The 13,650-nt window shown below is 62.8% G+C and carries 12 protein-coding genes; 5 read left to right on the forward strand and 7 right to left on the reverse strand.

Annotation, left to right across the window (positions count from 1 at the left end):
* Positions 1-98 precede the first annotated feature (98 nt).
* A complete protein-coding gene (locus NCR39_RS21265) occupies positions 99-1,688 on the forward strand; it encodes an alanine/glycine:cation symporter family protein (protein WP_250454052.1) in 1,590 nt (529 codons plus the stop codon).
* Positions 1,689-1,700: 12 nt separating this feature from the next.
* Here NCR39_RS21265 and NCR39_RS21270 read toward each other — a convergent pair whose 3' ends face one another.
* Positions 1,701-2,297, reverse strand: coding sequence for a cytochrome b (locus tag NCR39_RS21270; protein WP_250454053.1), 597 nt, complete (start codon positions 2,295-2,297; stop codon positions 1,701-1,703).
* A 24-nt stretch (positions 2,298-2,321) separates the two neighbouring features.
* Positions 2,322-2,618, reverse strand: a complete 297-nt coding sequence (locus NCR39_RS21275) for a hypothetical protein (protein ID WP_250454054.1) — start codon at positions 2,616-2,618, stop codon at positions 2,322-2,324.
* A 237-nt stretch (positions 2,619-2,855) separates the two neighbouring features.
* Between NCR39_RS21275 and NCR39_RS21280 the strand changes: the two genes are divergently transcribed.
* Positions 2,856-3,980 (forward strand): VIT1/CCC1 transporter family protein, encoded by a 1,125-nt coding sequence (locus tag NCR39_RS21280; protein WP_250454055.1) that lies wholly within the window; start codon positions 2,856-2,858, stop codon positions 3,978-3,980.
* An 11-nt stretch (positions 3,981-3,991) separates the two neighbouring features.
* Here NCR39_RS21280 and NCR39_RS21285 read toward each other — a convergent pair whose 3' ends face one another.
* From NCR39_RS21285 to hpnI, 4 genes are read right to left on the reverse strand one after another with little or no spacing between them, the layout of a single operon-like run.
* On the reverse strand, positions 3,992-4,996 hold the full coding sequence (locus NCR39_RS21285; RefSeq protein WP_250454056.1) for a lysylphosphatidylglycerol synthase domain-containing protein: 1,005 nt from the start codon (positions 4,994-4,996) through the stop codon (positions 3,992-3,994).
* On the reverse strand, positions 4,993-5,811 hold the full coding sequence (gene hpnK, locus NCR39_RS21290; protein WP_250454057.1) for a hopanoid biosynthesis-associated protein HpnK: 819 nt from the start codon (positions 5,809-5,811) through the stop codon (positions 4,993-4,995). Before hpnK ends, NCR39_RS21285 begins: the two co-directional genes overlap by 4 nt.
* Before the next feature lies 1 nt (position 5,812).
* Positions 5,813-7,237 carry a hopanoid biosynthesis associated radical SAM protein HpnJ gene (gene hpnJ, locus NCR39_RS21295; RefSeq protein ID WP_250454374.1) on the reverse strand — a complete coding sequence of 475 codons (1,425 nt, stop codon included), beginning with the start codon at positions 7,235-7,237 and terminating at the stop codon, positions 5,813-5,815.
* Positions 7,238-7,273: 36 nt separating this feature from the next.
* Entirely contained in the window at positions 7,274-8,533 is a 1,260-nt protein-coding gene (hpnI, locus tag NCR39_RS21300; protein WP_250454058.1) for a bacteriohopanetetrol glucosamine biosynthesis glycosyltransferase HpnI, read from the reverse strand.
* A gap of 419 nt (positions 8,534-8,952) precedes the next feature.
* On the opposite strand from hpnI, the gene NCR39_RS21305 reads away from it, so the two are divergent.
* Positions 8,953-9,216: a YlcI/YnfO family protein gene (locus NCR39_RS21305; RefSeq protein ID WP_250454375.1), complete on the forward strand. Its 264-nt coding sequence runs from the start codon at positions 8,953-8,955 to the stop codon at positions 9,214-9,216.
* Between the two features lie 389 nt (positions 9,217-9,605).
* On the forward strand, positions 9,606-10,502 hold the full coding sequence (locus NCR39_RS21310; RefSeq protein ID WP_250454059.1) for an ATP-grasp fold amidoligase family protein: 897 nt from the start codon (positions 9,606-9,608) through the stop codon (positions 10,500-10,502).
* Between the two features lies 1 nt (position 10,503).
* Here NCR39_RS21310 and NCR39_RS21315 read toward each other — a convergent pair whose 3' ends face one another.
* Positions 10,504-11,442 (reverse strand): LysR family transcriptional regulator, encoded by a 939-nt coding sequence (locus NCR39_RS21315; RefSeq protein ID WP_250454060.1) that lies wholly within the window; start codon positions 11,440-11,442, stop codon positions 10,504-10,506.
* A gap of 161 nt (positions 11,443-11,603) precedes the next feature.
* On the opposite strand from NCR39_RS21315, the gene NCR39_RS21320 reads away from it, so the two are divergent.
* On the forward strand, positions 11,604-13,649 hold the full coding sequence (locus NCR39_RS21320) for a hydantoinase/oxoprolinase family protein (protein WP_250454061.1): 2,046 nt from the start codon (positions 11,604-11,606) through the stop codon (positions 13,647-13,649).
* Position 13,650: the final 1 nt, after the last annotated feature.

Here is a 13,650-nt window from a genome sequence, read left to right on the forward strand (position 1 = left end):
CCGTATAATAGCCGCCCGCGCGTTTTCGCGTGCGCTATTCATATCCCAAATTCGAATGCCTGCTGTAAGCAGCTCGAAGCAACACAGAAAGGCCCAGCGTGGATGACCTTTTCCGATCCGTGAACGCATTCTTCGCGTTCATCGCGCCCGTCTCCGACTTCCTCTGGGACTTTCCCACCAACATCAAAGCGTATTCGCGCATTCCCGTGCTCGGGCAGTTTCCATTCGCGATCCTGCTGCTCGTCGGCGTCGGCATTCACTTCAGCATCCGCACGCGTTTCATCCAGACGATGAACGTCCGCAAGATCGTGCGCACCATGCTGCGCAGACAGTCGTCGAGCACGGGTGTCAGCGCGCTTGCATCGTTCATGCTCGGACTCGCGATGCGCGCGGGACCGGGAAACATCGTCGGCATTACGGGCGCGATTTCGGTCGGCGGACCCGGCGCGCTCTTCTGGATGTGGGTCGCCGCGTTCTTCGGCATGGCGACGGCCTTCATGGAATCGACGCTCGCGCAGCTCTTCAAGGAAAAGAAGCAGAACGAATTCGTCGGCGGCCTGCCCTTCTATGGACGACGCATTCTTGGCGGACGGCGCTTCGTTGGCACGTTCCTGTCGCTCGTGTTCATCGTCTACGCTTTATTCAACGTTCCGCCGCAAACGTTTAACGTGTTCACGGCCATCGGCACTATCGCCGATACGGTCGCCGGCACGCATCTCGCGCGGCAATCGACGGTCTATTACGTCATCGCGGCGGGGCTCGTGCTTGCGTGCGCGTTCATCATCATGGGCGGCATTCGGCGCGTGACCGCTTATACCGACGTGCTCGTGCCCATCAAGGCGACGCTCTTCTGCGCGATGTCGCTCGTCATCATCGGCATCAACTTGCCGCTGATTCCTTACTTCTTTCGTGAGGTCGTCGTCGGTGCGTTCGCGCCGCATGCGCTGTTCGGCGGCGCCATCGGCACCGCGCTCGCGCAAGGCGTCAAACGCGGGTTGATGTCGAACGAAGCGGGGCAGGGCACCATCACGATGGCCGCCGCCATCGCCGACAACGATCACCCTTGCGAACAGGGCTTCGTGCAAAGTCTCGGCGTGTTCTTCGACACCATGGTCATCTGCACGATGACCGGCTTCATCGTGGTGATGGCGCACGTATGGACCGGCACCGTGGATGGTCAGGCGTGGGAATCGGTGCGCGCGTCGAAGATCACGGTGTATCTCGCGTCGGTCGAAGCGCTCGTGCCGGTGTGGGCGGGCAATGTCATTCGCATCGTGATGTGCGTCTGCTATGGACTCTTCGCGTTCACGACGCTGCTCGGCATGATCTCGTTCGCCGAAATATCCGCGAACTTCATTTCGCGCAGCCGGCATTTCATTACCGGCATTCGCGTGGTGGGATCGCTCGTGTTCGTGCCGTTCGGCGCGCTGACCGTGCTCGCCGGACTGGAGTTGCCGAACCTGTGGGCGTTGTCGGACCTGATGAACATCGTCATGGTGCTGCTCAACGTGCCGATCGTGCTGCTCGGGCAAAGCCTCGTTTATAAGGCGCTCGCGCATTATCGGGCCACGCGCGGCGGCCCGTTCGTCTCCGATGACATCGGCGTGCGGACCGAATACTGGACCGCAGGCCAGCGCGCGCAAGTTGCGAAAGCGCCGGCGCGCGAGACGGACAGCGTCGAGGCTTGAACCGGGCGCGATTCAGCGCCGCTTCAATCCGGGCAGCATGCGCGTGAGCACGGCATCGCGCACGACGAAGTGATGGAACATCGCGGCTGCCGCGTGCGCGGCGGCCAGCACGATGATCGCCCAGCCGATGAACTCGTGCGCTTCGCCGATGGTGTGATGCGCCGCCTTGCTGAACGGCGCGAACGGCGGGGCGATCAGTAATCCGAAGAAACTCATCGCTTCATTGCCGGACCAGCGCAGCACGAACCCGAGCACGGCTTCCGCAGCCAGCAACACGTAAAGCAGGTAGTGGACGGCCTTGGCTGCAAGCTCCACCCATCCGGACGATGCGACCGGCGCCTGATGTCCCGGCGACAGACGCCACACGATTCGCACGACGATCACCGCCGTCAGCAAGATGCCGAACGACATGTGCGTGACGATCAGAACGTGCCGTGTCGGGCGCGGGAAGAAGCCCCAGACTTGCGACAACGCGAACTGGGCCAGCACGAGCACGACGGTGAGCCAGTGAAGCGCGATTGAAATGCGGTCGTAAGACGTTCGGTCGTCGCCGGCGGCGATGCGCGTTGCGGCATTGGAAAGCGTGGAGGGGTGTTTGTCGTGTTGCATCGTGAATATTCCAGCAGTAATGGCTCAGCCTGGCATTTCGCGGCCCGTGAAGCGATGATGCATGCGAATCAGGAAGCGCTGTGTTTCGGGGGAACGGCGGTACTGGGTTTCGACATACGCAAAATAGCTGGCCACGCGCATGAGCACAACGAATAAAACGATGATCGTGCCCGCCAGCAGTCGAAACCGCAGCGTCTCGAACACCGTCTCGCTCGTTCCCCCAATCTGGATGCTCACGAGTTCCGCGATCTGAATGAGCATCGCTGCAACGCAAGCGGTCTTCAGGTGTGCCCGAATGATCGCTACGGTATCGCGTTTCATGGCTGCCTCGAAAGGATGACTCGGCGTACACGGGCCCCCGAGTCTATCCGACGCTGCTGAAGATATGCTTAAGAGGGCGCAACGTTGCGCCTCTCCGTCGCATGTTTCATGCACTCAAGCGACCGAGTGCATGAATGCAAATTATTGCCATTTCCGGTCATCGCGGACTTGAGGGTTATACGGCGTGCGCGCAAGCCTCGCGCTACAGTCGTGTGTCTCATCCGACGGAACACGGATATGGCATCGAAGCACGAACTGCGGCGGTATCGCTTGAATCTCGCCGATGAACTGCACAGCGCGGAACTGTACGAGACGCTTGCGCGTGTCGAAAAACGCCCTGATCGCAAGCGCCTGTTCGATGAACTCGCCGCCTCCGAAAAGCAGCACGCGCAGGTGTGGGCGGACAAGCTCGGCGCGAATCATCAGCGCGTTCGCACGGGACCGAGCTTCAAGACGGTCCTGATGAAAGGACTCGTGCACGTGTTCGGTCCGCGCTTCGTGTTGCCGTCGCTCGCTGCAGCCGAATTCGCCGACCGCAACAAATACGCCGGCAATCCCGATACGGCCACGATGTCAGCCGATGAAAACCGGCACGCGAAGGTCGTGCAGTCGCTCGCCAACGAGGGCAAGCCTTCAGCCACCAAAGGCGATGAGATCGCCAGTGCGGAGTCGTGGCACCGGGGCGTATCGTCGGGCAACGATCTTCGTGCGGCGGTGCTCGGCGCGAACGACGGACTCGTGTCGAACTTCTGCCTCATCATGGGCGTCGCCGGGGCGGGCGCGCAGAACAAATCCATCTTGTTGACGGCGCTCGCGGGCATCATCGCCGGCGCATGTTCGATGGCGCTCGGCGAGTGGTTGTCCGTGACCAACGCGCGCGAACTCGCGAGGACGCAGATTCAAAAGGAAGCCGACGAACTGGAGCACACGCCCGAAGCCGAGGAGCACGAGCTTCGCGTGATCTATCGCGCCAAAGGGCTCGACAGCGACGAAGCCAGCCGCGTGGCGGCGCAAATCATGCGCGACAAGGACAAGGCGCTCGATGCCTTGACCCGCGAAGAACTCGGTCTCGATCCGGCGGAACTCGGCGGCAATCCGTGGTCGGCGGCGGCGGTGTCGTTTCTTCTGTTTTCGGCGGGCGCCGTGTTTCCCGCCATGCCCTTTCTGTGGTCTTCAGGCCGGTCCGCCATCCTTCAATGCATTGCGCTGAGCATCCTCGCGCTCGCCGCGATCGGGATGTTCACGTCGCTCTTCAACGGCCGTGGCGCGGCTTTCTCCGCCGTGCGCCAGATCCTGATCGGACTGGCCGCTGCGGCGTTCACGTTCGGCGTCGGGCATCTGCTTGGCGTGTCGGTATCGTGATGATTCGATAATCACGGCAGACCGGCCGGCGCGCCTGAACGCGCTTTCACATCGGCCGCGCCCAGCAAGCGCAGAAGCGTGAGCGCGATGCCGCCCCAGATGAACTCGCGCGCGCGTCGAAGCAGCGCGAGAGACAACGCCGCTTCACGCTCGATGCCGAGCGCCGCCGACACGGTCACGATGGTCGCCTCCTGCACGCCGAGTCCCGCCGGCATGATGAAGAACGCATTGCGCACGCACTGCGTCAGCGCTTCGATCGCTATCGCGCCGGCGACGGATACCGGATGCCCGAGCATCGCAAGTCCGAGGTAAATCTCCGATGCGCCGAGCACATAGCCCGCGAGTTGCCATGCGAACGCAGACGCGCATCGCGATGTGCGTTGCAGAAGCGAACGGATTTCGGCGTCCAGACGCTTGCCGTCGAGCTTCGTGACGAGCTTGTGCGACTCGCCGATCCATCGGCAGGCCATTGCTTCGAGCCGATGAAACGGTGCGCCGCGATGCGCGACCACGAATGCGCAGACGGCAACCGGCAAGGACATGGCGAGTCCCCACGCGATGATCGCGGACAGGCCGTCTGCATGACCGAGCGTCATGTAGAGGCACGCGAGTCCCAGCATGGCGAGCGCGTATTGCACGGCCATCGTCACGAGCGTTTCGACGATGACCGACGCGCTCACGACGGCGGCGTCGCTCATATAGCGCGCCGCGAGCCGAATGCCGATCAGTTCGCCGCCGATGCCGAGCACGGGCAGCAGGCGTCCGACCGCTTCGCGCACGACCGCGATCCACCAGAGCGTCGTCAACGGCAGGCGATCGCGAAGCAGCACTTGCCACGCGCGCGCATCGAGCACGAGCGGCAGCGCGTGAAGCGGAACGAGCCACAGCAGAACAGGCCCCGCACGCTTGATGAGCGCGAACGCTTCGAAGATGCCTTCGTGCAGCGCGAGCGCGATCAATAACGCCAGTGCGATCGGCCAGCGCAGCCATGCGAGTCGCTTGACGAGCGACATCATGCGACGGCGAAGACGTCGGAAAATGCTCCGCGCCGTGCGCCGGTTGCAGCGATGGCTTGCCGCACGCGCGGCGAGCACAGTGCCGCGAGTTCGTCCGCGTGGCGATAGTCGCGCATCGATGCGGTGATCGGTGCGTCGTCGCCGGCGACGGCGGGATGGCTGTATAGCTCGAGCACGCCTTCGGGCGATCGGGCGAGCACGTCGAGCATCGTCGCTTCGTCCATTCGGCCCGTGGCCGCGATGCCCGCGACCCAGTCGTTATGCGCAATGCCTTCGCGTCTCAATTGCGCTTTCATCCACGCGGTCCACGGCGCGAGCAACGCGGGTCCGCCTAACTCGCGAGGCAGACGCATCGCGCGCATGCCGAATTCCTTGCCGATTTCGAGTATCAGCGAAAGCACCGTGGGATGAAGATGAAAGTGCTTGTGCGCGTTGACGTGATCGAGTTTAAGACCCGTCGCGGCGAACGCTTCGAATTGCGCGCGGATTTCGTGTCGCAACTGACGCCGAACATGCGGCAGAAAGAAGAAGCGCACGCCGTCGCGCACCATGCGATCGCCGAAGCGGCCGTGTGCATCGACGAGTGCGGGGATCTCGTAGACCGGCGACGTCGATAGTCCATCGGCCAGCACGATATGCAAGCCCACGCGCAGGCGCGGCAGCCTGCGCGCGCGATGGACCGCATCGCGCGCGGCCGCGCCGCTCACCATCAGGCTCGCGCAGTCCAGCACGCCCTGACGATGCGCGAGTTCGACTGCTTCGTTCACATGCTTATGCAGGCCGAAGTCATCGGCCGTGACGATCAAGCCGCGCACGTCAATGCGCCTCGTGCGCGTGCAGGAACCGGAAGAACTCGACGCCTTCGCGCAGGCGCCGCTTCATCATGTCCCAGCTCGTGAGCATCTCGCGCACGATCTCCCATATCTTCGACGGCCGGAAGTAGAAGCGCTTATAGAAGCGTTCCAGCTCGTGATAGATGTCCTCGCGCGGAAGATGCGGATAGCCGATGGCCGCGAGTTGCACGCCCTCTTTGCTCACGAGATTGATCACCTTGTTCTCTTCCAGCCAGCCGTTCTCGACAGCCTGCGCATATAGCGTCGTGCCCGGATACGGCGCGGCGAGCGACACCTGGATCGTATGCGGATTGATTTCCTTTGCGTACTGAATGGTCTTCTCGATCGTCTCGCGAGTTTCGCCGGGCAGACCGAGAATGAACGTGCCGTGCACCTTGATATTGAGCTTGCGGCAGTCTTCGGCGAAACGTCGCGCGATGTCGGTGCGCAAGCCCTTCTTGATGTTGAGCAGGATCTGGTCATCGCCCGATTCATAGCCGACGAGCAGAAGGCGCAAGCCGTTTTCCTTCATGATCTTGAGCGTCGAATAGGGCACGTTGGCCTTCGCATTGCACGACCACGTGACGCCGAGCTTGCCCAGACCGCGTGCGATTTCCTCGACGCGCGGCTTGAAGTCGGTGAAGGTGTCGTCGTCGAACATGATCTCTTTCACTTCCGGCATGTTGTCGCGAATCCACTTCACTTCTTCCAGCACGTTCTCCACGGAGCGCACGCGATACCGGTGCCCGCCCACCGTCTGCGGCCACAGGCAGAACGTGCAGCGCGAACGGCAGCCGCGGCCCGTATAGATCGATACATACGGATAGTTCAGATAGCCGATGAAGTAGTTCTCGATCTTCAGATCGCGTTTGTACACGGGCGCGACGAACGGCAATTCGTCCATGTTTTCGAGGACGGGGCGCGCCGCGTTGTGTTCGATGGACCCGTCCGGCAAGCGATACGAAAGCCCTTGAATGGACGCGTAAGGCTTGCCTTCGGCGACTTCCTTGCACGTGTAGTCGAACTCTTCGCGGCACACGAAGTCGATGGCGTCGCTGGCCGCAAGCGAGTTGTGCGGATCGACGGCCACCTTCGCGCCCACCATGCCGATGCGAATCGACGGCGCACGCGCTTTCAAGTGCTCCGCGAAGAGCGCATCGGTCGAGAAGGAAGGCGTGCTCGTATGGATGATGACGAGGTCGTATCGCGCGGCGATGTCGAGCGTGGCTTCGACGGAGAGGCCGTCGGCGGGTGCATCGATCACGCGGCTGCCGGGAATGAGCGCGGCGGGCTGCGCGAGCCACGTCGGATACCAGAACGAGCGGATTTCGCGCTTGGCCTGATAGCGCGAGCCGGCGCCGCCGTCGAAGCCGTCGAACGACGGCGCTTGCAGAAAGAGCGTTTGCATCATGATGCGATCTCGTTGGCGATCAAGGGAAACGGGCTAGTGGATGTCGGATGCATCGCCTGTATCGGCGACGGCGGGTGAGCTTTGTTCGCGCACGCGATTCGCCGCGTTCGAATCATCGACGGGAACGCGCGAGCCGCGCCACAGCACGCTCGATCCGAAACACGCCGCGCACCATTCGAGCATGAGCAGCGCGTCGCGCAAAGGGATGAGCGGCAAGTCGCGCCAGAACGCGCGCATCGATCGCGCGGTGCGCCAGTGCAACAGCAAGCGTGCGCTCAATCCGAACGACGTGCTCAGATCGACGATGGTGTCCGCCACCGATTGCGTGAAGTCCGCGCCGCTCGAATCGAGGTGTAAGCCGAGCAATCCGCTCGTCAGGAGCCAGGGCGTCGTGATGGTGATGCACAGCGAGGCGAACCCCGACGGATTGACCGAACGAATGGTGCGAAGCCAGCGCGTCTCGCGTTGCCATAGCGCGACGAGGCCGCGTTCGGTCACATCCGTGGTGACGACCACGTCGGACAGCACGGTACGCAAACCCAGCGCGCGCACGCGCTCCGAAAGCCGATAGTCGTCCGCGAGCATGTCGCGCAGCGCTTCGAAGCCGCCGCTTTTCGACAACGCATCGCGCCGCACGGCGATCGTCGCGCCGAAGCCGAAGGCATCGACATCGAGCGCGTTCGCCAGATACACGGAAGGCGCGAACCACTTGTCGATGAAAAGCACGCCCATGCGCGCCCAGAAACCGCCGACACGGCGGCCCCGATACAGACACGTGACCACGCCGACCTTCGCATCGGCGAGCGGCGCGGTGACGCGCGTGAGGTAATCCGGCTGAACGGCGATGTCGCTGTCGGCGATCACGAGCACATCGTGACGCGCGCGCGCCGCGAGGCTCGCGAGATTGCTCACCTTGCGGTTGCTGCCGTGCGGCGTGGCATCGACCACGAGTTCGATATCGAGCCGCGGATAATTTCGCATCAGCGTTCGCACGACGCGCGCCGCCGCGTCCGACGCGCTCCCGACGCCGAACAGCAATTGATACGACGGATGCGTCTGATTGCAGAACGTCTCGAGATTCGCGTACAGGCGCGGCTCTGCGCCGCATAGCGGCTTGAGCACGCTGACCGGCGCGTGGACGATATCGCGTGCATCGTCGCCATCGATGCGCGACGCCCGCGCCGACGCGCGCCATCCCGGATGAACGAGCGCCACGAGCGTCGCATACAACGACGACGCGCAGCACAGCGCGATGACCACCCAAAGCGGAATCGGAACGGAATGCAAGCTCATGCCGGCGCCTCCGCAGTCGGCGCAGGCGCAGCTTTCGAGGCCAATGGTATTCGGTTTCGCATGGACATCTCCGAAGCGGCTGCCGTCGTCCGCTGTCGCGAACGGGCGGACTCAACGGAAGGCTGCGGGCGGCGCGCTTAAGGGACGCTTAAGCAGTCGCAATCAATCATTTCTTCGAGGAATGGCGATTCGCGCAATCCATGCGGCAAGCTGGCAATCGACCTTCATCACGCCGACGCGCGCGCTTCATCTTCGTAAAGAATGGGCGATGCGGTTTGCAAGCCGTGCAACATGCATCGCGCAATTCTTACCCGTGGCTCACAAAAGCATTGCACCGCAGCAAGACATCATGGTAGAAGCACCGCTTCGTGCGCGTCGCGATGCGGCGCGAAGCATCGGCAATGAACTGGGAGCAGAAGGTGAGAAGGACCGCCGAAAACAAGTTGAAGGTGGTCGCGGTACGTGTCGAGCCGGCGATCGAGCAGCGATTGCGGCTATTGGCAGAAGTAACGGGACACAAGCAGTCGTTTTTCCTACAACAGATGATCGAGCGCGGCATCGGCGCGATGGAAGAAACCTGGCTGCCGCCGGACATGCTGGAGCAGGTGCGCGGTGGCGCATTGCAGCCGCGACATCCCGCGAGCGACGCCACGCCGGATCTCTTTGGCGATCTGGCCGATTAACGTCGTGCGCAGCCGACACTGAAGGATTCGCGAACGTTCGAATGCGTTTCGCAAAAACGATTCGCATTCCGTGATAACCGGGACTTCGCCTTGCTTGCAAAAGTGTCAAGCTAAAAAAATATGGTCACGAGCGTGGGGAAACGCGCTCCGCTCACCATTGACGGTCTGCTACGCTCGTTTTATGAGAGCGGCGCTTTGCCAGCCGCTTAATACAACCAAAATAGGCAGGCAAGTCTTTTGCGTGAGTAGTGTGGGCTGCCGCACGGTCGCGGCATCGCTGGCTTGGGACGATTTCAGTCCACCAACCGGTGCACGACCCAGGCGCTCGCTCACGAAACGGGGCTTGAATCACGACCACTATTACACAATAGTCACACGGAGAATACCGGATGTCGCTTTCGAAACGGCTCTTTGACAGCGCAAAGGTGTGGTTGCCCGACGATGTGTTCCTGAGCTTCGTTCATCGCAGGCGCATCGGGCGATTCCCTAATCTGCGGCGTCCTTTGACGTTCAACGAGCAAATCCTTCGGCGCTGCCTGCATCCCGATCCGCGTTATGTCGATTTGAGCGACAAACTGGCGGTGCGCGATTACATCGCCCGGAAAATCGGGCCGCAATACCTGATTCCGCTGCTCGCAGCGCCTTCAGTATTTACTAAAACCGTATTCGACGAATTGCCGAAGGCTTTCGTCATGAAAGCGAATCACGGAAGCGGTTTCGTTAAAGTTGTCCGCGACAAATCGACGACGTCTTTCGAAGAGCTTTCGCAATTGGCGCAGGAATGGCTGACGACGGATTTTTATCGCATCGCACGCGAGCGGCATTATCGTGCGATCAAGCCGCGCATCTTTTTCGAGGAATTGCTGCTCGACGATACCGGCACCGTTCCGCCCGATCTGAAGTTCCATGTGTTCAACGAGAAGTCGGGCAAGCAGACCATCTATATTCTGGTGATCTCGGATCGCTTCGGCGCGATACCGCACGGCGACACGTTCGATGCGAACTGGAACGCGCAAAACATTCGCTTCGGCCATTACAAGCCGAGCGAAACGCCGGTGCCGCGTCCCGAGAATCTCGATGCGTTGCTGGAAACGGCGGGCGCGCTCGCGCGCGACTTCGAATATGTGCGCGTCGATCTGTATTCGCTGAGAGACAAGATTTACTTCGGTGAACTGACGTTCACGCCGGGCGCGGGCGTTCTGCGCATGCAGCCCGATAGCGTGGACTACGAGTGGGGCCGCATGCTCGAAATGATTCGCCAGCAATGGGCGGGCGAGAAAGTTTAGGTCAGGCTTCCCCGTCGCGCCTGGCGAGACAGAGATCGATGAACCTTTGCACCGGCTGTGGCAGCGTCGCGCCACGCCGCGTCGCGATGCCGTAGGGCGGCCCGCGCCGCTCGATCCTGATCGGCAGCACGGCAACGAGTCCGTGTTCCTCGAAGTAGCGCGCGACCTTCATCGGCACGAGCCCGACCGTGCCGTTTCCCGAGCGCAGCAGCGCGAGCGTCGCGAATGTCGATGACGTCTCGATCGCATAGCGCGGAAACGGCAGTTGCCTTTCGTCGAAGAGTTGCTCCAGCAGCGAGCGCATCGGCAGCGCGGCTTGCGGCACGATCCACGGATTGTCCGCGAGATCCGCGAGTTCGATGCGCTCCACGTTCGCGAGCGCATCGCCGCCATCCACCACGAAGCACACTTCCTCGGCTTCGAGCGGCACGAAGTCGTAAGCATCCGGATGCACGCTGATGCTCGGCCTGCCGATCACGAGATCGAGCAGACGCTGATCGAGCATCGACAAGAGCCGCGCGCTGTTGTCCTCCCACACTTCCACCGAAATGTCCGGCTGCACTTCGCGCAGCGATCGCAGGATCGGCGTGAGCCACACGGGCACCGAACCCATCACCGCGCCGATGGCGAGCGTGCCGCCGCCGCCGCGCATGATCGCCGCGAGTTCGTCGCGCAATGCGCCGATCTCCGATCGCACCGCGCGCGCATGCCGGATCACGCAGCGTCCCAATTCGTTTGCAACGATGCCGCGCGGCGAACGCGCGAACAGTTCCGCGCCGAACATCGCTTCGATTTCGCGCAGGGATTTCGTCGTCGCCGGCTGCGAAAGCGAGACCTGCTGCGCGGCCTTGCGAAGCGACCCGTGATCGTCGAGCGCGATCAACAGCGCCACGTGGTTCCCGCGCAAGCGCCGCAGGATCGCGTCGATACTGGTTATCACCGATATAACTCCACTGACTCACCTGATCCGAAGGTTTCATTATCCGGGCGGGGCGTGCGTCTCTACACTGGTTCCGTCGATGCTTGGGCCCCCTGAGCGGCACGATCATAGCCGCAACGGGCGCATCGGGCGCAAAGCACGCAACGCACATGGAGACGCAATTGAAACGAATCGGTATCGATGTCGGCGGCACCTTCACCGACGTCGTCATGGTGGATGACGAAACGGGCCGCATCTGGTCGACCAAGGTTCCCACGACGCCGAAAGATCGCGTTGTCGGCACCGTGGAAGGCTTCCGCAAGATTCTCGAATTGTCGGGCGCGGCGAGCACGGACGTGTCCTTCCTCGGACACGGCACGACGATGGCGACCAACATGGTCGTCGAAGGCACCGGCGCGAAAACCGCGCTCGTCACGACGCACGGCTTTCGCGACATTCTCGAACTGCGCCGCGTGTCGCGCCACGACCGCGCCGATCTTTACGACCTGCTCTTCGACAATCCGCGTCCGCTCGTCGAACGCCGCTGGCGGCTCGAAGTGACCGAGCGCATGCGTTACGACGGCACCGTCGCGACGCCGCTCGATCACGCTCAACTCGAAGCCATCGCCGCGCAGATTCGCGAGTCCGATGTCGAAGCCGTCGCCGTGTGTCTGCTGCACGCGCATGTGAATCCGCAGCACGAGCGCGAAGCCGTCGATACGCTGCGCCGCCTGTTGCCGGACCGCTTCATTTGCGCATCGCACGAAGTCAATCCCGAAGCGATGGAATACGAGCGCGCAAGCTCCACCGTCATCAACGCGATGCTCGGCCCGGTCTGCGGGCGCTATATCGGCCGGCTCATCAACGCGCTCGCGCAACTGGGCTTCGCGGGCAAGTTCCTCTTCATGCAATCGAACGGCGGTCTCGCCAGCCCGGCGATGGTCGCGGACCGTCCCATCGTGCTGCTGGAATCGGGACCGGCGGGCGGCGTGTCGGCGGCCATTCGCAACTGCGAGAAGAGCGAACTGAAGAACGCGATTCTCGGCGACATGGGCGGCACCACGTTCGATGTCTCGCTCATCCGCGACTTCCGCCCCGAACTGCGCAACAAGAGCGTGCTGCACACGTACACGGTGCGCTCGCCGAGCATCGACATCGATTCGGTCGGCGCGGGCGGCGGCTCCATCGTGTGGATCGATGCGGGCGGCGGCGTGCGTATCGGACCGGAAAGCGCGGGGGCCGATCCCGGTCCCGCGTGCTACGGACGCGGCGGCACGCGCCCGACCGTCACCGACTGCAATCTCGTGCTCGGCTATATCGATCCGGACAGCTTCCTGGGCGGCGAATTCAAGCTCGATGCGAAGGCCGCGTGGCGCGTCGTCGACGACGTGATCGCGAAGCCGCTCGGCCTTTCCGTGCCGGAAGCCGCGCAAGTGGTGCGCTCGGTCGCGAACGCGCTGATGGCGCAGGCCATTCGCATCATGACCGTCGAGCGCGGCTACGATCCGCGCGAGTTCAGCTATATCTGCTACGGCGGCGCGGGCCCGGTGCACGCGGTCGATCTCGCGCAGGAAATGGGCATTCGCCGCGTCGTCATTCCGCCGCTGCCGGGGCTGTTCAGCGCGTTCGGCATGACCGTGGCCGATCAGCAATACGACTATCAGCGCCCGCTCGAAAGCGATCTCGCGAAGATCGACGACGCCACGCTCAGCCGCGCGCTCGACGAACTGCGCACGCAGGGCATGGAAGAGCTTGCGCGCCACGGCGTCGATGCGGACGGCGTGAAGGTCGTGCGTCTCGCGGATTGCCGCTACGCCGGCCAGCCCGATGTCATCACCGTGGAAGTGCAGGACGACACGCAAGGCGTCTGCGATGCGCTCGCGGCGAGCTTTGAGGCGGCGCATTTGCGGCAATGGAACTTCGTGAGCAAGGACAAGCCGATCGTCGTCGCGAACGTGCGGCTGCAACTGGTCACGTCGACCGGCTGGCGCGGCACGGCGGCTCAACGCGACGGCGGCGCGACGCCCGCGCCCACGCGCACCCGCGACGTGTATTTCGACGGCAACGTGCGCACGCTGCCCGTGTTCGCCCGCACCGAGATTCCGGTGGGCGCGAGCATCGAAGGGCCGGCCGTGATCGAAGAGCACAGCAGTTGCGCGGTGCTGAAGGCGTCGCACGTCGCGCGCGTCGATCGTGATCTCAACCTCGTTATCGAACTGGCAGCCTGAT

The sequence above is a fragment of the Caballeronia sp. ATUFL_M2_KS44 genome, from assembly GCF_023630965.1.
Lineage (GTDB): Bacteria > Pseudomonadota > Gammaproteobacteria > Burkholderiales > Burkholderiaceae > Caballeronia > Caballeronia concitans.